The 20,971-nt window shown below is 49.5% G+C and carries 23 protein-coding genes; 9 read left to right on the plus strand and 14 right to left on the minus strand.

Features of this window, described 5'->3' with window-relative positions; all coding sequences use genetic code 11:
• Positions 1-170: 170 nt before the first annotated feature.
• Genes C5S61_RS18235 through tdh form a run of 3 tightly spaced genes read left to right on the plus strand, consistent with a single transcriptional unit; the run spans position 171 to position 3,282 of the window.
• A complete protein-coding gene (locus C5S61_RS18235; protein WP_110517223.1) occupies positions 171-1,637 on the plus strand; it encodes a phosphoglucomutase/phosphomannomutase family protein in 1,467 nt (488 codons plus the stop codon).
• A 20-nt stretch (positions 1,638-1,657) separates the two neighbouring features.
• A complete protein-coding gene (locus tag C5S61_RS18240) occupies positions 1,658-2,164 on the plus strand; it encodes a CvpA family protein (RefSeq protein WP_110517225.1) in 507 nt (168 codons plus the stop codon).
• A 53-nt stretch (positions 2,165-2,217) separates the two neighbouring features.
• Positions 2,218-3,282, plus strand: a complete 1,065-nt coding sequence (gene tdh, locus C5S61_RS18245; protein WP_110517227.1) for an L-threonine 3-dehydrogenase — start codon at positions 2,218-2,220, stop codon at positions 3,280-3,282.
• A gap of 63 nt (positions 3,283-3,345) precedes the next feature.
• Here tdh and C5S61_RS18250 read toward each other — a convergent pair whose 3' ends face one another.
• From C5S61_RS18250 to C5S61_RS18265, 4 genes are all read right to left on the minus strand, one after another.
• A complete protein-coding gene (locus C5S61_RS18250; protein WP_110517229.1) occupies positions 3,346-3,960 on the minus strand; it encodes a hypothetical protein in 615 nt (204 codons plus the stop codon).
• A 75-nt stretch (positions 3,961-4,035) separates the two neighbouring features.
• Positions 4,036-4,671 (minus strand): LysE family translocator, encoded by a 636-nt coding sequence (locus tag C5S61_RS18255; protein ID WP_110517231.1) that lies wholly within the window; start codon positions 4,669-4,671, stop codon positions 4,036-4,038.
• A 58-nt stretch (positions 4,672-4,729) separates the two neighbouring features.
• Positions 4,730-5,020 (minus strand): Asp-tRNA(Asn)/Glu-tRNA(Gln) amidotransferase subunit GatC, encoded by a 291-nt coding sequence (gene gatC / locus C5S61_RS18260; RefSeq protein ID WP_110517233.1) that lies wholly within the window; start codon positions 5,018-5,020, stop codon positions 4,730-4,732.
• Between the two features lie 17 nt (positions 5,021-5,037).
• Positions 5,038-5,217, minus strand: a complete 180-nt coding sequence (locus C5S61_RS18265) for a hypothetical protein (RefSeq protein WP_110517235.1) — start codon at positions 5,215-5,217, stop codon at positions 5,038-5,040.
• A 95-nt stretch (positions 5,218-5,312) separates the two neighbouring features.
• On the opposite strand from C5S61_RS18265, the gene C5S61_RS18270 reads away from it, so the two are divergent.
• The gene (locus C5S61_RS18270) at positions 5,313-6,119 is read left to right on the plus strand and encodes a hypothetical protein (RefSeq protein WP_110517237.1); all 807 of its coding nucleotides are present in this window, start codon (positions 5,313-5,315) and stop codon (positions 6,117-6,119) included.
• Positions 6,120-6,478: 359 nt separating this feature from the next.
• On the opposite strand, the gene C5S61_RS18275 is transcribed toward C5S61_RS18270, so the two are convergent.
• From C5S61_RS18275 to C5S61_RS18290, 4 genes are read right to left on the minus strand one after another with little or no spacing between them, the layout of a single operon-like run.
• Complete coding sequence (locus tag C5S61_RS18275) at positions 6,479-6,799, minus strand: hypothetical protein (RefSeq protein ID WP_110517239.1); 321 nt, start codon at positions 6,797-6,799, stop codon at positions 6,479-6,481.
• Between the two features lie 18 nt (positions 6,800-6,817).
• Complete coding sequence (locus C5S61_RS18280) at positions 6,818-7,495, minus strand: class I SAM-dependent methyltransferase (RefSeq protein ID WP_164689617.1); 678 nt, start codon at positions 7,493-7,495, stop codon at positions 6,818-6,820.
• A gap of 49 nt (positions 7,496-7,544) precedes the next feature.
• Positions 7,545-7,841, minus strand: a complete 297-nt coding sequence (locus C5S61_RS18285; RefSeq protein WP_110517243.1) for a hypothetical protein — start codon at positions 7,839-7,841, stop codon at positions 7,545-7,547.
• Between the two features lie 43 nt (positions 7,842-7,884).
• Complete coding sequence (locus C5S61_RS18290; protein WP_110517245.1) at positions 7,885-8,760, minus strand: alpha/beta fold hydrolase; 876 nt, start codon at positions 8,758-8,760, stop codon at positions 7,885-7,887.
• 130 nt (positions 8,761-8,890) lie between these two features.
• Between C5S61_RS18290 and C5S61_RS18295 the strand changes: the two genes are divergently transcribed.
• Complete coding sequence (locus tag C5S61_RS18295) at positions 8,891-9,511, plus strand: TetR/AcrR family transcriptional regulator (RefSeq protein ID WP_110517247.1); 621 nt, start codon at positions 8,891-8,893, stop codon at positions 9,509-9,511.
• Positions 9,512-9,561: 50 nt separating this feature from the next.
• Here C5S61_RS18295 and C5S61_RS18300 read toward each other — a convergent pair whose 3' ends face one another.
• The 5 genes from C5S61_RS18300 to C5S61_RS18320 are packed head-to-tail and all read right to left on the minus strand — an operon-like array spanning position 9,562 to position 13,511.
• A complete protein-coding gene (locus C5S61_RS18300) occupies positions 9,562-9,984 on the minus strand; it encodes a hypothetical protein (RefSeq protein ID WP_110517249.1) in 423 nt (140 codons plus the stop codon).
• Positions 9,985-10,003: 19 nt separating this feature from the next.
• Entirely contained in the window at positions 10,004-10,693 is a 690-nt protein-coding gene (locus C5S61_RS18305; protein WP_110517251.1) for a rhomboid family intramembrane serine protease, read from the minus strand.
• Between the two features lie 12 nt (positions 10,694-10,705).
• Positions 10,706-10,957 (minus strand): hypothetical protein, encoded by a 252-nt coding sequence (locus tag C5S61_RS18310; protein WP_110517253.1) that lies wholly within the window; start codon positions 10,955-10,957, stop codon positions 10,706-10,708.
• Positions 10,958-10,999: 42 nt separating this feature from the next.
• A complete protein-coding gene (locus C5S61_RS18315) occupies positions 11,000-12,526 on the minus strand; it encodes an ABC transporter permease (RefSeq protein ID WP_110517255.1) in 1,527 nt (508 codons plus the stop codon).
• A complete protein-coding gene (locus C5S61_RS18320; protein WP_110517257.1) occupies positions 12,519-13,511 on the minus strand; it encodes an ABC transporter ATP-binding protein in 993 nt (330 codons plus the stop codon). The genes C5S61_RS18315 and C5S61_RS18320 overlap by 8 nt, the downstream gene beginning before the upstream one ends.
• Positions 13,512-14,041: 530 nt before the next feature.
• Between C5S61_RS18320 and C5S61_RS18325 the strand changes: the two genes are divergently transcribed.
• From C5S61_RS18325 to C5S61_RS18335, 3 genes are all read left to right on the plus strand, one after another.
• A complete protein-coding gene (locus C5S61_RS18325) occupies positions 14,042-15,667 on the plus strand; it encodes a helicase HerA domain-containing protein (RefSeq protein WP_110517259.1) in 1,626 nt (541 codons plus the stop codon).
• A gap of 319 nt (positions 15,668-15,986) precedes the next feature.
• On the plus strand, positions 15,987-17,147 hold the full coding sequence (gene rpoD, locus C5S61_RS18330; protein WP_110517261.1) for an RNA polymerase sigma factor RpoD: 1,161 nt from the start codon (positions 15,987-15,989) through the stop codon (positions 17,145-17,147).
• 143 nt (positions 17,148-17,290) lie between these two features.
• The gene (locus tag C5S61_RS18335; protein WP_110517263.1) at positions 17,291-17,893 is read left to right on the plus strand and encodes a 50S ribosomal protein L25; all 603 of its coding nucleotides are present in this window, start codon (positions 17,291-17,293) and stop codon (positions 17,891-17,893) included.
• Positions 17,894-17,977: 84 nt separating this feature from the next.
• Here the strand turns inward: C5S61_RS18335 and C5S61_RS18340 are convergent, their stop codons facing one another.
• Positions 17,978-18,316 (minus strand): hypothetical protein, encoded by a 339-nt coding sequence (locus C5S61_RS18340; protein WP_110517265.1) that lies wholly within the window; start codon positions 18,314-18,316, stop codon positions 17,978-17,980.
• A gap of 140 nt (positions 18,317-18,456) precedes the next feature.
• On the opposite strand from C5S61_RS18340, the gene C5S61_RS18345 reads away from it, so the two are divergent.
• Complete coding sequence (locus C5S61_RS18345) at positions 18,457-20,817, plus strand: TIM-barrel domain-containing protein (protein WP_240614533.1); 2,361 nt, start codon at positions 18,457-18,459, stop codon at positions 20,815-20,817.
• The last annotated feature ends 154 nt before the right edge of the window (positions 20,818-20,971 follow it).

Here is a 20,971-nt window from a genome sequence, read left to right on the forward strand (position 1 = left end):
TTGCAGTTGTCAACTTGCTCGCTGTATGGTTCTTTTTTTGCGCAGAACTACATCAAACGAGCTTCATGGACAAGGCCCGAAATGCTATCGCAACAAGCGCCAATTTCGCGGTACAATGACGTAATTGTCTGGATAACAGGCATTGAAATCCAATCAAGGAGCCGAAACTCGTGGCAATTCACTTTGGTACTGATGGCTGGCGTGCTGTCATCAGTGAAGAATTTACCTTTGAAAATGTGCGTCTGGTTGCCCAAGCAATTGCCGAGCAACTTTTAGCCGAAACTCCTGCTGGCGAAGTAACGCGGGCAGTGGTGGGCTTCGATACGCGCTTTCTCTCCGATCGCTATGCAATTACTGTTTCCAATGTTTTAGCTGCCAATGGTTTGGCGGTCTACTTGAGCAAAGCCGATTGTCCAACCCCGGCTTTGTCGTTTGCAGTTAAGCAGTTGGCGGCCCAAGGTGGCGTGATGATTACTGCCAGCCATAATCCACCACGCTACAACGGGATTAAAGTTAAAGCTGCCTTTGGCGGCTCAGCCTTGCCCGCAACCATGAAACAAATCGAGGCCCGGATCAGCGATTTGCAAAGCTCTGGTCGGGCAGCGTTATATGCAGAGCCAGTTTGGCGCGAAAACATGACCGCCCAAGCAGGCGAGGTCGTGCGCTTCGATCCATTGCCAGCCTATTTGGCCCATTTACGCAGCTTAATCGATTTTTCAGCGATTGCCCGTAGTTCGTTGCGCGTGGCAGTCGACCCAATGTATGGCGCTGGCCGTGGCTATATTGCCCGTTGGCTGCGTGAATTGGGCGTGATGGTGGCTGAAATTCATGGTGAAATGAACCCAGGCTTTGGCCATTTGCACCCAGAACCAATTGGCCGTAATTTGCAGCCTTTGGCCGAAATGATTCGCCGCGATGGCTACGATTTGGGCTTGGCTACCGATGGCGATGCTGATCGGATTGGCGCGATGGATGCGCATGGCGAATTTGTTAGCCCGCATCAAATTTTTGCCCTGGTGCTGCGCCATTTGATCGAAACCAAAGGCCAACGTGGGCTTGTTGTCAAAACGATTTCAACCACCCAGTTGGTCAATCGCTTGGCGGCGGCCTACGATTTACGCGTCGAAGAAACGCCGGTTGGCTTCAACCATATTTGCGATCTGATGTTGGCCGAGCCAGTATTAATTGGTGGCGAAGAATCAGGCGGAATTTCGATTTTGGGCCACGTGCCTGAAGGCGATGGCATTTTGATGGGCTTGTTATTGCTGGAAATTGTGGCCCGTGCTGGCAAGCCGTTGCACGAATTAATTGCCGAGCTGCAAACCCAATATGGCCCATTTGCCTACGATCGAATTGATCAGCGGGTGCAACCATTTAAAAAATCTGATCTGGTGCATGCGCTCAAAGCAGAAGCGCCCAACGAAATTGCCGGAGTTGCGCTGCAATCAATTAACGATCGCGACGGCGTTAAATATTTGCTGGCCGACCAAAGTTGGTTGTTGATTCGACCATCGGGCACCGAGCCAGTGCTGCGCATTTACGCCGAAGCTGCCAATGCGGAACAAGTTCAAGCCTTGCTGCAAGCTGGCGTACAATTTGCCAATCAGCAATTGACCAATCTGGTCGCAGTTAGCTAAAATAGCCCGAGGAGGTGCGCTTGACGATTCTTGATTGGGTATTGATCGGCATAATGTTGTGGTACACCGTGTTGGGCTACTACTGGGGCACAATTCGCCAGTTATTGGCTTTAGTCGGGCTGATTACGGCAATTGCAATTGCAGGGCGAATGTATCCGAGCGTGACCGATCTGCTGATCAGTTTGATTCCTGCGACGGCTCCTGGCTTTATTAGCGTCTTGGCGTTTTTGCTGAGTTTGTTGGCAATAACCGGCCTTGTCAGTGCGATTGCCTCGTGGCTACGCCTGAAAGTTGGCTTATTATTTCTGGGCCGAACAGATCATGTGATTGGCGCGATTTTGGGATTAGTCCAAGCAATCGTGCTGATTGGGGCTGGTTTAGCAGGTTGTGTTGGCTTACCCCAAATCGGAATCATCGATGCAATCCAACAATCAACCTTGGCTGAATATTTGGGTCCAGTAGTCTTGATGATTGTCAAACTATTGCCCGAAACCTTCTTGCCTATGAATCAAATGCTATTTGGGTAAAACAATGCTACAAATAAACAACCGTCCATGGGTTTCAACGAGGAGACCAAACTATGGCAACTGATACGATGCGGGCGGTGCAAAAACCGTCGGCGGCTCCTGGAGCCAAGTTGATTACAGCACCAATTCCTCAACCAAAACGCGATGAGGTGCTCATTCGGGTGCGGGCCGCGACAATTTGCGGCACCGATTTACATATTTATAAATGGGACCCTTGGGCCCAAAGTCGGTTTAAAGCGCCAATGATTTTTGGCCACGAACTGGCTGGCGATGTGGTCGAAGTTGGCAGCGATGTTACGATGGTCAAAGTTGGCGATTTTGTCTCCGCCGAAACCCATATTGTGTGTGGCTATTGCTACCAATGCCGCACTGGTGCAGCCCATATTTGCCGCAACGTCGAGATTATTGGGGTTGATCGGCCTGGCTGTTTTGCTGAATATATTGCGGTTCCGGCGGTCAATGTTTGGCGCAACGATCCGAGCATGCCGCCAGCCTTGGCTGCGGCCCAAGAGCCTTTTGGCAACGCTGTGCATACCGCTTTGGCCACCAACCTGACAACCCGCAATGTGCTGGTGACTGGTTGTGGCCCAATTGGCCTGTTTGCGGTCGGGATTGCTCACGCAGCTGGAGCTAAGCAAATTTTCGCTACCGATATTAATCCCAAGCGCTTGGAAATGGCGCGCACGATGGGCGCGACCCACGCCTTAGATTCGCGTGACGATGTAGTGCATCATGTGCTTGCAGCAACCGATGGCGAGGGCGTTGATGTGCTGCTAGAAATGTCGGGCCATCCGAGTGCAATTGATCAGGGCTTTCGCTCGTTGCGCTATGGTGGCTTTGCCTCGCTGCTGGGCTTGCCACCAAACGGCTTGCCCGATTTCGACCTTGCCAATCACGTGGTGTTTAAAGGAGCCACGGTTTATGGGGTTTCAGGCCGCAAAATGTTTGAAACTTGGTATCAAACCCAAGCCTTGGTTGCTGGCAATAAGGTCGATTTACGCCCGATTATCACCCATCACCTGCCCTTGGAAGAATTTGAAACTGCGTTTGAACTGATGCTGCGTGGTGAGGCCGCCAAGGTTGCCTTGTACCCGCATGGCCTCGATGGCGCGTGGTAAGCAATAAAAAAACGCCCCTGATGAATGTTCATCAGGGGCGTTTGGTTTTTTAGCAAATTGACGTTATTGGCGAACGCCTGCGTTGTTGATCTCATTTGGATCAAGTTTGACTGTGCGTTGGCCCGTCATTGGGTCGAAGTTGGCTTGAGGGCTTGGCGCAGGATTCGCATTCACGCGCTGGCCAGTCATTGGATCGAATGGTGCCTGGCTGCTTGGCGGCGTGTTGTTGACCGCTGGCTCAAAGCCGGTGTTGATTACGCTTGGCGTGCTTGGTTTGCGGCGCACTTTGCTGCGAGCTGTATTCCACCAAGCGCGGTAGGTGGCGCTGGTATTGGTTTTGCCAAAGGCCAACGGCGCTGCGAGTGCTAGCACAACAATGGCTGGCACATAGAACAGAATCCGCAAGAAGCTTTCGCCAAATAATGTCGTGCCAGCACCAAACAGAATCAGCGAAACACCAACCATGGCGTTGAGCGACCCAAGCTCCATGTTGCGCGTTCGCAATAGCTTCATCAGTTCAGTGCGGTTGCCGAAGAGCAGCAAGCTCCCAGTAACCAATGGCACAAGCGCCCCAACAATATTGGTGACGATATTGGCGATCATAATTAGCGCTATGATTGCAACCACAACAACGATCACCGTTCCAATCGTCATCATAGTATCACGTTGATTTTTCATCAGAACCTCCTAGAACGGGTAAACTCCCGTTTGGTTTGCTGTTGATGATACGGCAGCAAGCTCTGAATTGTTGCGTTAACGTTTTGATAGTGCCAAGCGAATGCCAAAGCCAAAAAGAATTAACCCAGTGCTGCCTTCAATCCAAGCCCGCACCTGGGGCTTGAGCATCCAACTGCGCATTTTATCCAAACTCAGGGTAATCAAGCCCAACCAAATAATCCCAAGCACAAAGTGAATCGAGGTTAAGAGCAACGAACGCAGCATCACCGGATCGCTTGGGCGAATGAATTGGGGCAAGAACGCCAAATAAAACAGGGCAACTTTGGGGTTTAGCACATTGGTTATCAAGCCTTCGCGGTAGGCAAGCCATGGGTTGGCTTTTGGTTCGCTCGTGGTTGCGAGTTCGTTGGTTGATTGGGTTTGGTTGAAGGCACTGCGCAACGATTGCACCCCAAGATAGCATAAATACAGCGCACCAGCCCATTTCACTACACTAAATGCCATTGCCGAGCGGGTTAAAATCAGCGATAAGCCTAGCCCTGAGAGGATGGCGTGAAAAAATAAGCCTGAGCTAACGCCGAGCGTCGCCAACAATCCGGCTTTGCGGCCACGGGCCAAAACATTGCGCATCACCAACATCGTATCCGCGCCTGGGGTGATCGTCAGTAACGCAACGGCGAGGGTGTAGCCAATTAATTGAGCATCAAACATGGCGTGCTCCCAAATAAAAACCCCGCTCGTGTTTGTTGAGCGGGGCTGAGCTTAGGGTTTATTCATCGAAAACGGCTTTGACGCGGAAATAGTCGCCTTGACGATCGGGGGCGTTGGCCAGCGCTGCATCAACTGGCAAACTCGACGTTACCGCATCGACCCGTGTGACATTGGTTAAATCGGTCACTTGGGCCGTAATCGGCACATCCGTCACATCAACTTCTTGCAACAGCTCAATGTGGTCGAGAATCGAGGAAAGCTGCAAACGCATGCGCTCCATCTCATCGTCAGCCAATTTTAAACGAGCAAGGTGTGCGACTTGGCGCACTTGTTCAGGGGTTAACGACATAACATCCTCACAATTAACTACGAGCGCGAACGGTAGCCCATGATCGCCCCGCCGATGACCGAAAGCAGCAGCACAACAATTAATACTGGTTGCTCGACGTTGAGTACCCAACCAACCATACTGGCCATCATGCCACTGAAAATTCCACTGCCGATTGCATAGCCAAGCCGATTTGGCTGCGATTTAGGTTTTGCCATTGCTGCCTCGATTGTACCAGATTTCGTTCTGGGAACTTTTATGAATCACGTGGCGTTAGTCTAGCATAAACAAATCATTTGAAAGGAAACTTCCAGTGCTTCGACGAATTACGGCAATTGCTGCCCTTTTGATTTTGACTGCCTGTGGTGGCCAAACCACCCCAACCACTGTTCCCACCACTGCTGGCGGGAATCAAACTATCGCCACCGCAACGCCTGCAGTTACTGGTGGCTATGCCTACGATACCAGCGCCGCAGTAACGATCTTGGAATTGCGCAATGAAGGTGGGTTTGTGACCCCACTGTATAATAAATTGTTGGCCGTGCCCCAGTTTCGCTTGTATGGCAATGGCGAGTTAATTTATCAATATTATGATGCAGATGGCAAAATGTTCTGGCAACAAACCACCCTCAACGAGAGCCAAATTAAGCAATTGCTGAGCGATGTACTTGGCGCTGAAAAGGATTTTTGTCTCGATACGCCGCTGGGCGATCCAGAACCAATGATTTCAGATGTTAATGTAACCACCTTGACCGTGAATTTGACTGATGGTTCGTGCAGTGCCCAAGCTTATGCTGCTTTTTCAGAACAACGCTCAGGCTTGAATGCAGATGGTCAACGCCGCTTCGTTCAATTCCGCAAAGCTTTGGCCGCCGTTGAAACCTTGATGAAGGCCGAAACTAAGCCATATCAAGCTCAAGGCGTGACGATTTACTTGGAGCCAGCAGCTGCCGAAGAGTTGGCAACTGCCGCAGAATGGACGTTCAAGGCTGAGTTGCGCGAAGGCAATGTCGTGACCGATAGCGAAGCCGCCGCGATTCTCGAATTTGCTGGCCAGCCAACCTTGGTCAAATCTGGCGATAAAGCATTCCGCGCGTTGGCAGTGCCAATTTTGCCATAAGTGAAAGCCCCTCACCCCAACCCCTCTCCCGTGGCGCGGGAGCGGGGCTTTTTGGTTAGGTGGTTTTCGCCGAAATCGTGGTGAAAACGCGCTGCTCCCCCTCGCCCGCGTTCAGTGGGAGAGGGGGCTGGGGGTGCTTTCAAGGGTGGTTTTTAAGATCCCCTCACCCCAGCCCCTCTCCCGTGGCGTGGGAGCGGGGCTTTTTGGTTAGGTGGTTTTCGCCGAAATCGTGGTGAAAACGCGCTGCTCCCCCTCGCCCGCGTTCAGTGGGAGAGTGGGCTGGGGGGTGAGGGAATACTTGCCACCACCAAATTGGATTAAAACCCTACCCTTGAAAGGGGTTGGGGTGAGGGAATAAATCACTTAACGGCGTTGATTAGCACCATTAAAATAATCAACCCAGCTAAGGCAGCTAAACCAAATTGATGCATAATATTCGCATAGCGATTTTGGCGAATTTCAAGCGGCAGCGCTTCTTTCGGCACAACTTGGCGACGCAAGCAGTTGGGGCAGGTTTCAACATACTGATGGCTGGTAATCAAGCCAAAAATAAAATACAAATGAATGTAGCTGTAGATGAAATGCACATTAAAAGGGACGTTTAATTGACAGCCCGGGCAGACGTGCCAAAACGTTTTTAATGTATCGACAACGTTACCCCGTTTTCCAAAAAAGATCATGGCAGTATGTTCCTCTCTCTATTCGTTGTTAATTGGCTCCCCAGTGGCGCGGTCGAGGCGTGGGCGCAAGAAGTTGTAAACAGCGCCCCGGCGATTGGCGCTCAGTTTGCTCCAAGTTAGGCTGATAATTTCGTGCAAATGCTCAGGATTGAGTTTATTGATCATGCCGCTGCGTACCAGCAAGCGCTGCAAACCGCCGCGTGGCTCCAGCCCAATATCAACCGTGGCAGTGCCAGCGATCGAGCACCCATCTTCGGCAACGCGCAATAGTTCATCAATTAATGTTTCGGCGTGCGGCACAACCTGCAAGCCATTTAATGTCACAATTTGGCTGAATTGATCGGCATGAAAGGGTAGCGCTGTCATATCGGCACAAATTAAATGCACATTGATAATGCCTTTTTTTGCTAGCTCAGCTTGGGCCGCTCGCAACATCGGCATAGCCAAATCGATGCCAACCACCTGTAAATTGGGGCGTTGCGCATAGAGATCGAGGGTTAATCGGCCTGTGCCGATCGGCGCTTCGATTGCCCAACCGTCGTGCTGCAAGGCTTTTGCTACGAGCGCTGTTTGTTCAGTGCCAGCCATTCCCAGCCAACGAAAAACCCCGTGATGCACCAACACATCATAGGCACGGGGAAATTTATAGGGCAATTGCTGAATCAAAGGACGCAGGCCAGCTAAAAAGCGCTTCACAACGATCATCTCCAATTAAAAGACCTGCTGTATTATAGCCAAATCTGAATTATTTGCGACTAAACAACCCACTAAACCAGCCCCGAATTATTAAAAACCAATTGCGAATGCCAAGCGCCAAGCCCAATGCTGCCGCGCCAAAGGCCACTAAGCCCAGCCAACGAATTTGCCAGATTGCGCTGCCAGCTAACGCCATTATAGTAATTACCACACAGATATCAATTAACCAACGCTGTTGTTGCGAGTTTTGGTGATTGCTGCGCTGGCTAATGCGCTGCCAAAGCCAACCGCCCAAGGTTATGAGCGCAATCCATTCCCAAACTGATAACCGCATGAGCCACCGCATAAACGCTCCTGACGCTCAATAACGCTGGCTTATTATGACACGTTTAGGCAGTTTTTTCGATCCATGCGACAACTTCGCGGTTGACATAAGCTTCTTGCTCTGCATACGGTAAATGCCCGACCTTGGGAATTGCCAACAGATCGGCGTGGGGAAGCGTCAATTTTAGCCATTGGGCCTGCTTAAATGGCACAATCGGATCGTGTTGGCCATGCACGATTAAGGTCGGAACGGCGGTTGGCTTGGCTAGAATCAAGGGGCGTAAATCGGCATGTTTGAGCACAGTTGTGATGCCAGCGATGCCAGCAATCGGCGTTTGTTGCATTTGGCCATAGCCATCGCTGATTGTTTTAATCACTTTGGGGTTACTATAAAAGCCTTGACGATCTTTGATGAAGGCAACCAGCGATTTGGAAAAAGCCCAATGGCTATAGCGGCCCAAGCCAAGCGAGCTATGAATAATTGCTTTGAGCAAGCTTGGTTTCCCCACAAAACGCTGCCATAAACTCACAATTCCAGTGAGTTCCGACCAAACAACTGGCGATAGCACAATCAGTCGTTTGACCAATTCTGGCGCTTGGTGGGCAATGCCCAAGGCAATCAAGCCGCCTGTTGAGTGGCCGATGATCGTGGCTGGCTGGCCATTGCTGATTTTTTTGAGGCTAGCGATGCCAGTTTCAATCAAGTGCTCTTGGGTCCAGCGATTCCATTGCTTTTTTGGCTGATTGGGCACTGAGCCATGCCCGGGCAAGCCGACAAGTTGCACCTCGCCATGCGGCCACAGCGCATCCCACAGCCAAAAACGGTTTACAGCGGTAATGCCATGCCATGCGATAAATTGTTCAGCGCCAGTGCTGCGTTGTAAAACCCGAATCGCCTCTGCGCCAACCGTGCCCTGAACGCTGATTGTATACTCATCCATGGTATGCTCCTCTTATGGCCATGAATTGCTTACGCTTGTAAACGCAAGTTTCCTGCATTATGCGCTAACTATAGAATAATTGTTGGCTTAATGCAAGAAACTTGCAATAATAATAGAAGGATTATGCATAATGAAACCAGAGCCATCGGAAGCAGAGCACGAGCAAGACACGGTTTATCAATCGTTGCTGCATCGCCAACGCCCAGGCGGGCGCAGCGCCAAAGTACATGCGGCAGTGTTGCAAGCCACTGGCGAGTTGTTGCTCGAGCAGGGTTATGCTCAATTGCGCATCGGCGATGTGGCCCAACGGGCGGGCGTGCATGAAACCTCGATCTATCGGCGCTGGAAAACCAAAGCCATGCTGGTTGCTGATACCGTGTTAGCATTGTTTGATCAGCATGTGCCGAACCCTGATACTGGGGCGTTTCGCGATGATGTTTTGAGCTTTTTGCCGAGTTTGGTGCGCTATTTGCAATCGCCTGAGGGTGCTGCACTCAGTCGCGCGTGTGTTGATGTTTCCAATTTGGCCGAAGCTGCTGAGGCGCGGCAAGCAGTTTGGGGCATTTGGGTTGCGCAATTTGCGGTGTTGGTCGAGCGGGCGATTGAGCGTGGCGAATTGCCAGCGGCAACAAATGCCCAAATTTTTCTAGAGATGTTGATTGGGCCGTTTTTCTTGCGCTTGTTGGTGACTGGCGAACCATTCGGCGAGGATATGGCGACCCAGGTGATTGACCTGCTCTTACACAATTAAAAAAACAACGCAATCGTTCGAACGATTGCGTTGTTTTGGGTTAATCAAACTTAGTGATTGCGTTGTTTGTCTGCTTGCTCGCGAGCTTTTTCAGCAGCATTGTTGGCTGCTTCTGCTATATTGCGAGCTTTTTCTGCAGCAGTATCGGTTGGAGTTTCATCGCGATCGCGGCCAACTAAGTTACCAGCAAAATCTTTGGTGTATTCGGCAAACCCACGATCGTGTGGGGTATCGGCTTCGCCTTCTTCGCGGCGTTCGTGAGCGCGATCATTACCAAACATGTTGCTGACAAAATCTTTGGTGTATTCAACAATGCCACGGTCGCGTGGTTTGTTCGATTCATCTTCAACTTCAGCACGTTGGGTTGCTGGTTCGTTATTTGGCGTTTCATCGCGATCAAACAAATTTTGAATAAAATCTTTGGCTTTTTCGCCAAAACCAGGTTCATCGTGATTTTTTTGTTCGTTGTTCATGATCAATTCCTCCAAATAATTAGGCTTTCGGGCGTTGAGCCAATTGGGGGGATGGTTGAATGCGGCTTAGCACAAAGCCAATCACAACCCCAGCGATAAAGCCACCAGCATGCGCAGCATAGGCAACGCCGCCACTGGTTTGACTAGTTGTTGTAATGGTGGCGAAGGTGGCAATGAATTGTTGCACTGCCCACAAGCCAATCATCATCCAAGCAGGAACCGTTTGCACGAAACGCCCGAGCAAGACTTTAACCGAATTGCTGCGGAACATAACGATATAGGCTCCAAGGATCCCCGAAATCGCGCCTGATGCCCCGACGCTGGGAATTCCAGCACTCGCTGAGTTTAGGTTAAGCAGAATGTGTGCCGCCGAAGCAATTAGGCCAGTTATCAAATAAAAAGCCAGATACTTGACATGGCCGAAAGCATCTTCGACGTTATCGCCAAAGACAAATAAAAACAGCATATTCCCGATTAAGTGTGCCCAACCACCATGCAAAAACATCGAGGTAAACAGCGTGATCCAGCCATCGCCAGCTGCGATGCGTTCAGGCACTGCGCCCCAAGTCATAATAAAATCTTGCAAGGCTTGGCTTTCGCTGCCCAACGAAATTTCGTAGAAGAACACCAGCACATTGAGCGCAATCAGGCCATAGGTTACATAACCGCGCCGCCGGAGTTTGGAGTTATCATCGCCTAATGGAAACATGGTGCTGCTCCTTTATAAAACGCTGTGCTTTTCAGCACCATTTTGCCAATACTCTTGCTTATCGAGCGCGGCTGCACCATGCTCGTCGTGTTCAATTGTGCTCGCTGTGGTTGGCAGGGTTTGATCAAACAAGCCCAAAATGCGTTTTTTCAGGAGTTGGCGGCTTTCAGCCCCTGTTTGGGGCGCTGTCAGGGCAGCAGTTGCCAAACCTAACAGAAAATATTTGCCTGCCATCCAAATGGTTTTGAAAAAATGTCCAAACATTGCGTTTCCTCCATGGTATTGGTGCTTGATACTCGGTTTATGTTATTTGCGTTGAAATTGACGACTGAATATCAACCAACTAAGCAAAAATGATACCAAGGCTATCCCGCCAAGCCAGATGTAGGTGCTGGTTGCTGGCGCACGGTTGAGTAGCATAATTTGTTGATAATTGGCAATCCCATGGGTCACGGGCAAGCCACGAGCGATATTCTGCACAAACGGCAAAAACGATTTAATTGAGATGAAGAAGCCGCTGAAGAAGACCGACATCAACAGCACCAACATCGAGAATTGCACTGCTTGGCTATCGGTACTCACCACCGACGAAATGAAAAAGCCAATGCCCAGCGAGGCGATGGTCAGCATAAAGGTCAGCAAGGCGAAGTTGAGCAATTGGCCTGTGTAGAAGGGCACGCCTAGCCCAAAGACCATGAGCGAAACCAAAACTGTGATGATCAACGCCGACAAAATTGTATAGCTGGCGTATTTGCCAATCAAGGTTTGGAAGGCTGAGAGTGGCGAAACCCGAAACATCTCCAATGTGCCTTGTTGTAGCTCACGCACCAGCGATAAACCAGCCAAGGTGACCATCATATGTTGCAGCAAGAGCGCCAACACTGCTGGCGTATAAAAACGCACATAGGCAGTTGCTGGATCTTTGGTGATGTCGCCAAGGCTTTCAATTGGCGCAAGGTTGTTAGCAACTGAGCGCAATGGCGAAACGACGACCGCCGGATCGATTGCTTGCACCCGATCTGCCTGTTGATCAAGCTCGCTGAGGCGAGTATCAAGCTCGGTTAATTGCTGCTCTTGCTTTTCCAAGCTGCCGCCTGCAGCCAAATCGCGATCAAGCGTATCGAGCGAGGCTTGCAGCGAGCTAAGGCTTTGGGTTGAAGTGCTGGTTTCGCTGGCTCCATTTTGGGTCATCGATAAGGCAATTAATTGCAACGCGCCTGATTCGCGCAAGCTGCGAATGGTTTGGCGGGCTTCGGCGCGTTTGTTACCGCTGAGCTGTTCGCGCAATTGGCTAATTTGCTGGCGCGCATCGCTGACATAATCGCGCAAGGTGCCAATTTGCTGCTGGCTTTGGCCAACCACGCTAAACAACATGCCTTTGTTGAGTTCATTAATTTGGGTATACGAGAGATATTCAATCCACGAGCGTAGCAATGGGTCGACTTCGCTATAGATAAAGCGAATATCAACTGCCTTGCCAGTCGAGTAGACCGTGGTCATCTCCAAAGGGAAAATTTCGACCAGATCAAGTTCGTCGTTTTCGAGCGCAGCGATGGCTGGCGCTTCGCTTTCGTAAATATGGCGTTCTGGATCGATCAGAAATGTGTTGCTGATGCGTTTGAGTAATTCGGTCACTTGAGGATCATCGCGGTGACCTGGTGGCACGACGATGCCGGTGCGAAGCTTCGGTTGCTCGCCTTGGTAGCCAACCCCAAACAACGAGAGAATCAGAAACGGCCCAATAATTAAGCCAACTAAAAGTAAGGGTTGGCGGCGGATCGCATTTAATTCTTTGGCACAGAACGCAAAAATGCGCACAAGATTTTTAAGCATTGCTGTGCTCCTTGCTGGCTGGTGTTTCGAGCCGTTCCATCAAAGTAATAAAAATATCGTCGAATGGCGGGTTATATTCGCCAACTTGGCGCGTATCGATGGTTGGGTCGCTATTGAGCGCGGCGATGAGTTCGGGCAAGGCGGTGCTTGCATCATCGACATAGACCATCATGCTGCCAAGCGGCGCATTGTGAGGGCGTTCGATGCCTAAAACTAATTGATGACGGCTCAAAATGCGCACTGCATTACGCAAATCTTCAGCATCAACCCGAATATTTAGCACATCGCTGCCCAATGCGCGGCGGCGCAGGCCATCGGGCGTGTCAACCAGCAACAATTGACCATCGCGCATCACCGCCACCCGATCGCAATAGGCAACCTCGTTGACATACTGAGTAGTAACGACCAGCGATTTGCCCATGGCCTTGAGTTCTTTAAATTGATCCCAGAAGCGGCCACGCAGCACAGGGTCGATGCCAGCAGTTGGTTCATCGACGAACAACAATTCTGGCTCGTGCACCAACGCGGCAGCCAATTGCAAGCGCCGTTGCATCCCGCCAGAAATATTGCCAGCCAAGGTTTTGCGGGCCTGATCAAGCTCGACAAAATCCAATAATTCGTCGATCCGTTTGCGGCGTTTGGTTAATGAAACGCCGTACATCGAGGCTGCAAAGCGCATATTTTCGAGCACATTCAAATTGGGGTACAGCACAAACAACTGTGGCATATAGCCGAGTTGTTCGCGATCATGAGCATTGAATGTTGCTGGATCTTTGCCCAATACGCTGACAGAGCCACTGGTTGGGATATAGACTCCCGTCATGAGGCGCACAGTCGTGGTTTTGCCACAACCTGATGGCCCGACGATGCCAAAAATCTCACCTGGCTGAATATTCCATGAAACATCGCGCACCACGTCGCGATCGCCAAAACGCTTTGTCACCTGCTGAAGTTGAATCAGCGATTGACCGGCATGTGCTTGCATAAGCTAGTTGCTCCTTGCACCAAGCGGCGATACTGCTATGAACTTGTTGATCGGCTTTGGCTTTATTCTATCCTAGCGATCAAGCATACTTCTTAAAAAAAGCTCACAAGCATTTAGCAAGATGTGATCCAAGTCGAAAAGAGAGCAAAGAGCATAGAACATAGAACATAACCATGTGAAAGGGAAAAATCAAAAGTCAGAAATCAGAAATCAAAAGGCAAAAAGTAGCAACGTTTTAACGCAGAGGCGCAGAGAAATGTATGAAGGATGAAGTATGAGGGATGAAGCCAAAAAGAACAAAGAGCATACAACATAATGAAGAATGAAAATCAAAAGTCAATAGCCAATAGCCCATACCCATCTTCGTGCTCTTCGTGTCCTTCGTGGTTTCAACCCTTCGTGCATAGCGCTTCTCCTCTGTTCTATGTTCTTTGCTCTATGTTCTCCATACCCTGACCAGCAAACGTGGATTGTTGGAGTCGCGCAGATGTGCTAAAATGAGCTACCGAGTTTGTACGGAGTTTTTGAGTATGGCACAAGCAACACGGATTGGGGTCGTGACGAGTGGATCGTTACTTGAAGGGTTAACTGCTCGTTTAGATGAACGCTACGATATTGAGCGTTTGCGCGTTGGTCAATTTATGGTGGTGCAAGGCCGCCAAAACCGCTTTTTTTCGATGTTGACCGATGTGCAACTGGCGGCAACCAGCCTCTCGATTTTGGCCGATCCGCCTGATGATGAACACCCGTTGTTGCGTGAGATTTTGGCTGGGCGTAATACCTATGGCACGTTTAAAATAACTCCACAGTTGATGTTGCCCGAAGATTCGCTAGAAACTCCACGGCCTGTTAAAACGATTCCGGCCCACTTTGCGCCGATTTACGAAGCCAGCGAAGACGATTTTGGCCTCGTGTTTGGAGCCGAGGGCGATGGCAAATTTCAAATGGGCACGCCGCTCGATATGGATGTGCCTGTTTGTATCGATTTGGCGCGGTTTGTTGAGCGCTCAAATGGAGTGTTTGGTAAGTCTGGTACTGGTAAATCGTTCTTAACACGCTTATTATTATGTGGTGTGATTAAACATAATGCTGCAAGTAATTTAATTTTCGATATGCACTCTGAATATGGCTGGAGTGGCACAACCGAAGATAAAATTCAAGAAGTTAAGGGCTTATCGCAGCTCTTTCCTGGCCAAGTGTATATTTACAGCCTCGATCCTGAATCGTCGCGGCGGCGCGGCGTGAAATATGATGGTGAAATTACGATTGGCCTGAACGAAGTTCGGGTTGATGATATTTTGTTATTACAAGACGCACTTAATCTTAATCCCACCGCTGCTGAATCGGCGTTTATCTGCGCTCAACGCTTTGGCGACGATTGGATTCAAAAGCTGCGCGAATTAGATACAGAACAGCTGAAAGAATTTGTTGAATCGACAGGCGCAAACATGTCGTCGATGTCGGCGCTTTCGCGTAAATTGGCTCAGCTTGAGCAACTTAAATTTGTAACGCGCAAATCGAGCCAATCATCGATTCGCCAAATTATCGATGCCTTGCTCGCTGGCAAAAATGTGGTGGTCGAATTTGGTCAATATCGCAGCGAATTGGCCTATATGCTGGTTTCAAACATTCTGACGCGCCTTATTTACGATGAATGGGTGCGGCGAACCGAAACCTTTTTGGCCTCGAAAAAATCGAGCGATCGCCCGCCGCAACTGATGATTACCATCGAAGAAGCGCATAATTTTCTTACGCCGAGCTTGGCCAAGCAAACCATTTTTGGCAAAATTGCCCGTGAATTGCGCAAATATTCGGTGACCTTGCTGGTGGTTGATCAACGGCCATCATCGATTGACAACGAAGTGATGAGCCAGCTTGGCTCGCGGATTACGGCGTTGCTCAACGATGATCGCGATATTGATGCAGTGTTTATGGGCGTTGGTGGCTCGAAAGGCCTGAAAACCGTGTTGGCCTCGCTTGATTCGCGCCAACAGGCCATGATGTTGGGCCATGCTGTGCCAATGCCAGTGGTCATGCGCACCAGAGCCTACGATAAAACCTTCTACGAGGCCATGATTCAGGGCAATCGGCGTGGGCCAAGCCTCAGGCCGCGTACGCCAGAATTGATTGATCAAGAAGCTGACGAATTATTTTGAGCGTGCAATAATCCATTAATCCTAAACGTGATCAGTCAAAAGACGGAGATTGCTAGTTAAAAAGTACTTCGAGAGGGTTGACGATCAACTAGGAACAATGCTATAGTGAAACGAGTGGCTAAATGCTGTTGTTCTTACGAGCAACGGCATCACAGCACGCACAATACCGCGATGAGATTGCCACAATTTGCCTTAGCATTCAGGCATTGTATAGATAAACTGTCGCCGCGCCTCGTGCCGATGCTTGGGGGGCGGCGTTCGATCATTAGTTTAGATAGCAACATCTTGCCTGCGACTCAACCTCGGAGGAGCCATTTCAATGATTGACAAGCTACTGGAGCTTGCGGCAAAAAATCAGAACCGCATCAAACGCGAAGATATTCTCAGCGTGTTGCCAGAGCCAGAGACGAATATCGAAGCCCTCGAAAGCCTCTACGAACAAATCGAAGAAGCAGGCATCGAGGTTATTGATGCAGACGAAGCCCCCAACGTGGCCGAACTCGATCTTGATTTAGATCTCGATAGTGACCACGAGCTCGATGGAGCCTTGCCTGACCTTTCCGATATTGCGCTCGACGACCCAGTGCGCATGTACTTACAAGAAATTGGGCAAGTACCATTGTTAACTGCTGCTGAAGAAGTCGATCTCGCCAAGAAAATGGAAGTGGCTCACGCCGCCAACGATACCTTGTTGCAAGATGATGGCTTGCTTGAGCATAGCGATCGCATTTCGCTGAAACGCCATATTGATATTGGACGATCTGCACGCCAACATCTGATTCAGGCCAACTTGCGCTTGGTGGTTTCGATTGCCAAAAAATATACCTCATATGGCCTGACCATGATGGATCTGGTCCAAGAGGGCAATATTGGCTTGATGCGGGCAGTTGAGAAATTTGATTACACCAAAGGCCATAAGTTCTCAACCTATGCCACCTGGTGGATTCGCCAAGCAATTACGCGGGCAATTGCCGACCAAAGCCGTACTATTCGCTTGCCAGTGCACATGGGCGAAGCGATTAGCCAAGTCAAGCGAACTTCGCATAAGTTGCAACAAACCATGCAACGTGAGCCAACGCCTGAGGAAATTGCCGAAGCCATGGGCATTACCGCATCCAAAGTGCGGCGCACCTTAGAAGCATCGATGCATCCGCTTTCGCTCGAAATGCCTGTTGGCCAAGAGGGCGAAGGCCGCATGGGCGATTTCATCGAGGATGATCGGGTTTCAACCCCCGTTGATGCTGCCGCTATGACCATGTTGCGTGAACAGATTGAAGAAGTTTTGCAAAAATTGCCTGAGCGCGAACGCAAAATTATTCAATTGCGCTATGGCCTCAAAGATGGCCGCTACCGCACGCTTGAAGAAGTTGGGCTTGAGTTTGGCATTACCCGCGAGCGGATTCGCCAAATCGAAGCAGTGGCCTTGCGCAAACTGCGTCACCCACACCTTGGCAAGAAATTACGTGGTTATCTTGATTAACGAACATGGGTAAAACTGCTGACCCAACGTGCATTTAACGTGGCGTTGGGTTGATTTTTTGCACAACACCCTGTTTTATGGTACACTATCGCAGTTTTGCAGCGATCTAAGATTATTTTAACTCTACATGGAGTAGCATAGCAATGGCGAACGAAACTCTCCGGTTGGAACTCCAACCGCGCGAAATTACTGGCAAAAAGGTTCAAAGCTTGCGCGACCAAGGCATTTTGCCAATTGGGATTTGTGGCCGTGGGATTGAACCCTACTCAGCCCAAGTTGACGAACGCGAATTCAACAAAGTTATCAACAAAGCTGGCTATAGCGGCTTGATCGAGTTGAGCATTCCTGGCCAAAAACGCCAATCAGCGTTCTTGTTGGAAGTTCAACGCAACTCAGTCAGCAATCGCATTATCCACGCCGACTTGCGAGTTGTCGATGTCAACCAACCAGTTGATTTGGATATTCACGTTGCTTTGCAAGGCGAAAACGATATGGTCAGCCGTGGCAATGCTGTGTTGAACTTGGTTCAATCAGTTGTACGTGTGCGGGCGTTGCCAGGCGACGTGCCACACCAAATTGATATTGATGCAAGCAGCTTGACCGAAATTGGCCAACAAATCTTGGTCAAAGATTTGAACTTGCCAGCGAATGTGGAAATCCTTGATGATGTCGAAAGCTTGATTTTGACCTTGGGTTACCCACAAGCTGAAGAAGCTCCAGCTGAAGAACCAGCAACCGAAGAATAATTAAATGCCCCTGTGGATTAATCCACAGGGGTTTTTTTAAATCAAAAAAAGGATGTGGTATGTACCACATCCTTTTTAATCTATTTAGCTCTTCTTTTTGGGGCGACCGCGACGAGCGCCAGTTTTGCGAGCTGGTTGGCTTTGTGGGTCGATGACCAAAAATTCAATGCGATTTTTGTCTTTGATTGGGCGGAAGCGTAATACAAGGTTGCTGCGGGTTGCAGCTTCGCGGACAAGTGCACGCAACTTGCGTTTGTCTTCTTCATCGCCTAATACAACTTGACCACCAAAACCAGCTTTTGCGTTTTGGAAATAGTCGGTATATTCGGCAATAATGCGTTCGCGGGTTTCGCGTTGGACTGCACGCTTTGGTTTTGCCCGTTCTTGCATTTCTTCTGGTGACCAGAGTGTAAATTCTGCCATGATTTTAGCCTCCGAAAATGATACTATTCTATTGACGACACGCCATTCTCAATATTCTTGCTCTGTATAGCCTTATCGTATATAGATTTCTGCTTTGTGTCAAGTTTTTTTGTTTCGATTTGGCCAATTTTGGAGGAATTATGCTGCAAGATTCATCAATGCTTACACTTGATCATCGTGATGCGCGGAGCTGTCTGTTTAAACGGGCAAATCAACAACTTCGAATTAGCATCTGTAGCACACAGCTCATTCGAGTCTCGCTCAGCAACGATCAACCATTACCACGGCGTTCATGGGCAGTTAATCGGGCTGATGATGCATGGGAGCCAGTTGAATGGTCAATTGCTCAAAATTCCGATACAACAACGCTTGAGACGACTGATGTAGAGGTAAATGTTGCACATGCTGATGGGCGAATTACGTTTACGAATCGCCAACAACAAGCTTTTTTTAGTGACGTTGCACCTGCAACCTACGACGCTGATGGCTGGCTGGTCACAAAGCAAATTTATAATTCTGAGCATTTTTATGGTTTTGGTGAACGCACTGGTTGGCTTGAAAAAACAGGTCAGCAGTTTTTAAATTGGACGCTTGATCCAGAACCACATCATGGCCCACGGATTGATAATATGTATGCAACGATGCCAGTTTTTATGGGTTTGCAGCCCAATTTGTGCTATGGCGTATTTTTCAACACGTCCTTTCGTTCGAGTGTTGATGTCGGGGCAACCGATGCTGCATTATTGAGCTTAAAAACTCAAGGGCCAGATCTTGATTATTATGTGGTTTTAGGTGACACACCAGCAGATATTACCGCTGCATGGCGCGAATTGTTGGGTGCAATGCCGTTGCCTGCCTATTGGGCGCTTGGTTATCATCAAAGTCGTTGGGGCTATGATTCAAGCAGCACAATGCGGGCAATTGCCGATGAATTACGCGCCCGTAATATTCCATGCGATGCAATTCATTTTGATATTGATTATATGGATGGCTATCGGGTTTTTACCTGGCATCCTGAACGATTTGCTCAGCCAGCCCAATTAGTGCAAGATTTGGCCCAAGATGGCTTCAATGTCGTGACAATTATTGATCCTGGGGTGAAAACTGACCCAAATTATGCAGTTTTTGCTGAAGGTATCGCCAACGATTATTTTATTAAACGGGCTGACGGAAGCTTATTTAGTGGCTATGTTTGGCCTGATGATAGTGCATTTGCTGATTTTACCCGTGCTGATGTGCGTGCATGGTGGGGAAATTTACATAAGATATTAGTTGATGCAGGCGTGCGTGGCATTTGGGATGACATGAACGAGCCAACCGTGTTTGATCGACCTTTTAGTGAAGGCGGCGGTAATGGTGGCACGATTGACTTAAATGCACCACAAGGTGCTGCTGATGAGCGCACAACCCACGCCGAAGTACATAATGTGTATGGTTTGTTGATGGCCCAAGCAACCTATCAAGGTTTGCGCCAATTACGGCCAAATGAGCGGCCATTTGTCTTGACGCGTTCTGGCTTTGCTGGCTTATCACGCTGGGCAACCTTATGGACTGGCGATAATTCGGCGTTGTGGGAACATTTGGAAATGACGTTGCCGCAAATTTGTAACTTGGGGCTTTCGGGAATTCCATTTGTTGGCGTGGATATTGGCGGGTTTTTTGGTAATGCTTCGCCTGAATTATGGGCGCGTTGGGTGCAAGTTGGTGCATTTCTGCCCTTCTGTCGCGGTCATTCGTGCTCAGGCACGCGGCCTGCTGAGCCTTGGGCGTTTGGTGAACGCACCGAAGCGATTGCCCGCGCGTATTTGAGCTTGCGCTACCGCTTATTGCCCTATTTGTATACGCTGTTTTATCAGGCTTCAACCACGGGAGCACCAATTATTCGGCCATTGGTCTATGAATATGCTGCTGATGTAGCAACCCATGCCTTGCATGATCAAGTCTTGTGTGGCTCCCAATTAATGCTTGCACCGATTGTTCGGCCTGGGGTTGAATATCGTTCGGTCTATTTGCCTGCTGGTGAGTGGTACGATTGGTGGACTGGCGAGCGCATCACTGGGGCGCAGCATATTTTGGTACACGCGCCATTAGAGCGTTTGCCAATCTATGTGCGTGGCGGTGCGATTCTGACGCTTGGCCCGGTGCTCAATTATACGGGCGAAGCTCCGCTTGATCCCTTGACGCTCGACGTTTATCCCAGTGGTACGAGCGAATGGACGCTCTACGAGGATGATGGCATTTCATTCGACTATGAGCAAGGCTTGAGTGCAACCACGCATTTCAGCTGCATCGAAACTGCACAATCAATAAGCTTCATTATTGCAGCGCGCCAAGGTGCGTGGCAGCCAGCACCGCGCACAATCGTGGTGAATTTGCACTCGCTGCCACCAAAGGCGGTTTTGCTTGACGAGCAGCCGATTGAGTGGGTGCATGCCGATGGGGCGATTACTGTAAGCTTTGTTGATGATGGCTTGACACACACGCTTGAGGCGAAAGTATGAAGGATGAGGGATGAAGGATGAAGCATGAGAACAAAGAACATATGAAATTATGAAGGATGAGGGATGAAGGATGAAGCATGAGAACAAAGAACAGAGAGCATAGAACATAGAACACTGTCTCTTATACACATCTGACGCTGCCGACGAAGCTAGA

The organism is Herpetosiphon llansteffanensis, assembly GCF_003205875.1.
In the GTDB taxonomy this organism is placed as follows: Bacteria; Chloroflexota; Chloroflexia; order Chloroflexales; family Herpetosiphonaceae; genus Herpetosiphon; species Herpetosiphon llansteffanensis.

Bases quoted from the DNA above. Each gene is read 5' to 3' on its own strand.
- tdh (WP_110517227.1), top strand. From the start codon at position 2,218: ATGGCAACTGATACGATGCGGGCGGTGCAAAAACCGTCGGCGGCTCCT.
- C5S61_RS18250 (WP_110517229.1), bottom strand. From the start codon at position 3,960: ATGAAAAATCAACGTGATACTATGATGACGATTGGAACGGTGATCGTT.
- C5S61_RS18255 (WP_110517231.1), bottom strand. From the start codon at position 4,671: ATGTTTGATGCTCAATTAATTGGCTACACCCTCGCCGTTGCGTTACTG.
- gatC (WP_110517233.1), bottom strand. From the start codon at position 5,020: ATGTCGTTAACCCCTGAACAAGTGCGCCAAGTCGCACACCTTGCTCGT.
- C5S61_RS18265 (WP_110517235.1), bottom strand. From the start codon at position 5,217: ATGGCAAAACCTAAATCGCAGCCAAATCGGCTTGGCTATGCAATCGGC.
- C5S61_RS18275 (WP_110517239.1), bottom strand. From the start codon at position 6,799: ATGATCTTTTTTGGAAAACGGGGTAACGTTGTCGATACATTAAAAACG.
- C5S61_RS18285 (WP_110517243.1), bottom strand. From the start codon at position 7,841: ATGCGGTGGCTCATGCGGTTATCAGTTTGGGAATGGATTGCGCTCATA.
- C5S61_RS18290 (WP_110517245.1), bottom strand. From the start codon at position 8,760: ATGGATGAGTATACAATCAGCGTTCAGGGCACGGTTGGCGCAGAGGCG.
- C5S61_RS18295 (WP_110517247.1), top strand. From the start codon at position 8,891: ATGAAACCAGAGCCATCGGAAGCAGAGCACGAGCAAGACACGGTTTAT.
- C5S61_RS18300 (WP_110517249.1), bottom strand. From the start codon at position 9,984: ATGAACAACGAACAAAAAAATCACGATGAACCTGGTTTTGGCGAAAAA.
- C5S61_RS18305 (WP_110517251.1), bottom strand. From the start codon at position 10,693: ATGTTTCCATTAGGCGATGATAACTCCAAACTCCGGCGGCGCGGTTAT.
- C5S61_RS18310 (WP_110517253.1), bottom strand. From the start codon at position 10,957: ATGTTTGGACATTTTTTCAAAACCATTTGGATGGCAGGCAAATATTTT.
- C5S61_RS18315 (WP_110517255.1), bottom strand. From the start codon at position 12,526: ATGCTTAAAAATCTTGTGCGCATTTTTGCGTTCTGTGCCAAAGAATTA.
- C5S61_RS18320 (WP_110517257.1), bottom strand. From the start codon at position 13,511: ATGCAAGCACATGCCGGTCAATCGCTGATTCAACTTCAGCAGGTGACA.
- C5S61_RS18325 (WP_110517259.1), top strand. From the start codon at position 14,042: ATGGCACAAGCAACACGGATTGGGGTCGTGACGAGTGGATCGTTACTT.
- rpoD (WP_110517261.1), top strand. From the start codon at position 15,987: ATGATTGACAAGCTACTGGAGCTTGCGGCAAAAAATCAGAACCGCATC.
- C5S61_RS18335 (WP_110517263.1), top strand. From the start codon at position 17,291: ATGGCGAACGAAACTCTCCGGTTGGAACTCCAACCGCGCGAAATTACT.
- C5S61_RS18340 (WP_110517265.1), bottom strand. From the start codon at position 18,316: ATGGCAGAATTTACACTCTGGTCACCAGAAGAAATGCAAGAACGGGCA.
- C5S61_RS18345 (WP_240614533.1), top strand. From the start codon at position 18,457: ATGCTGCAAGATTCATCAATGCTTACACTTGATCATCGTGATGCGCGG.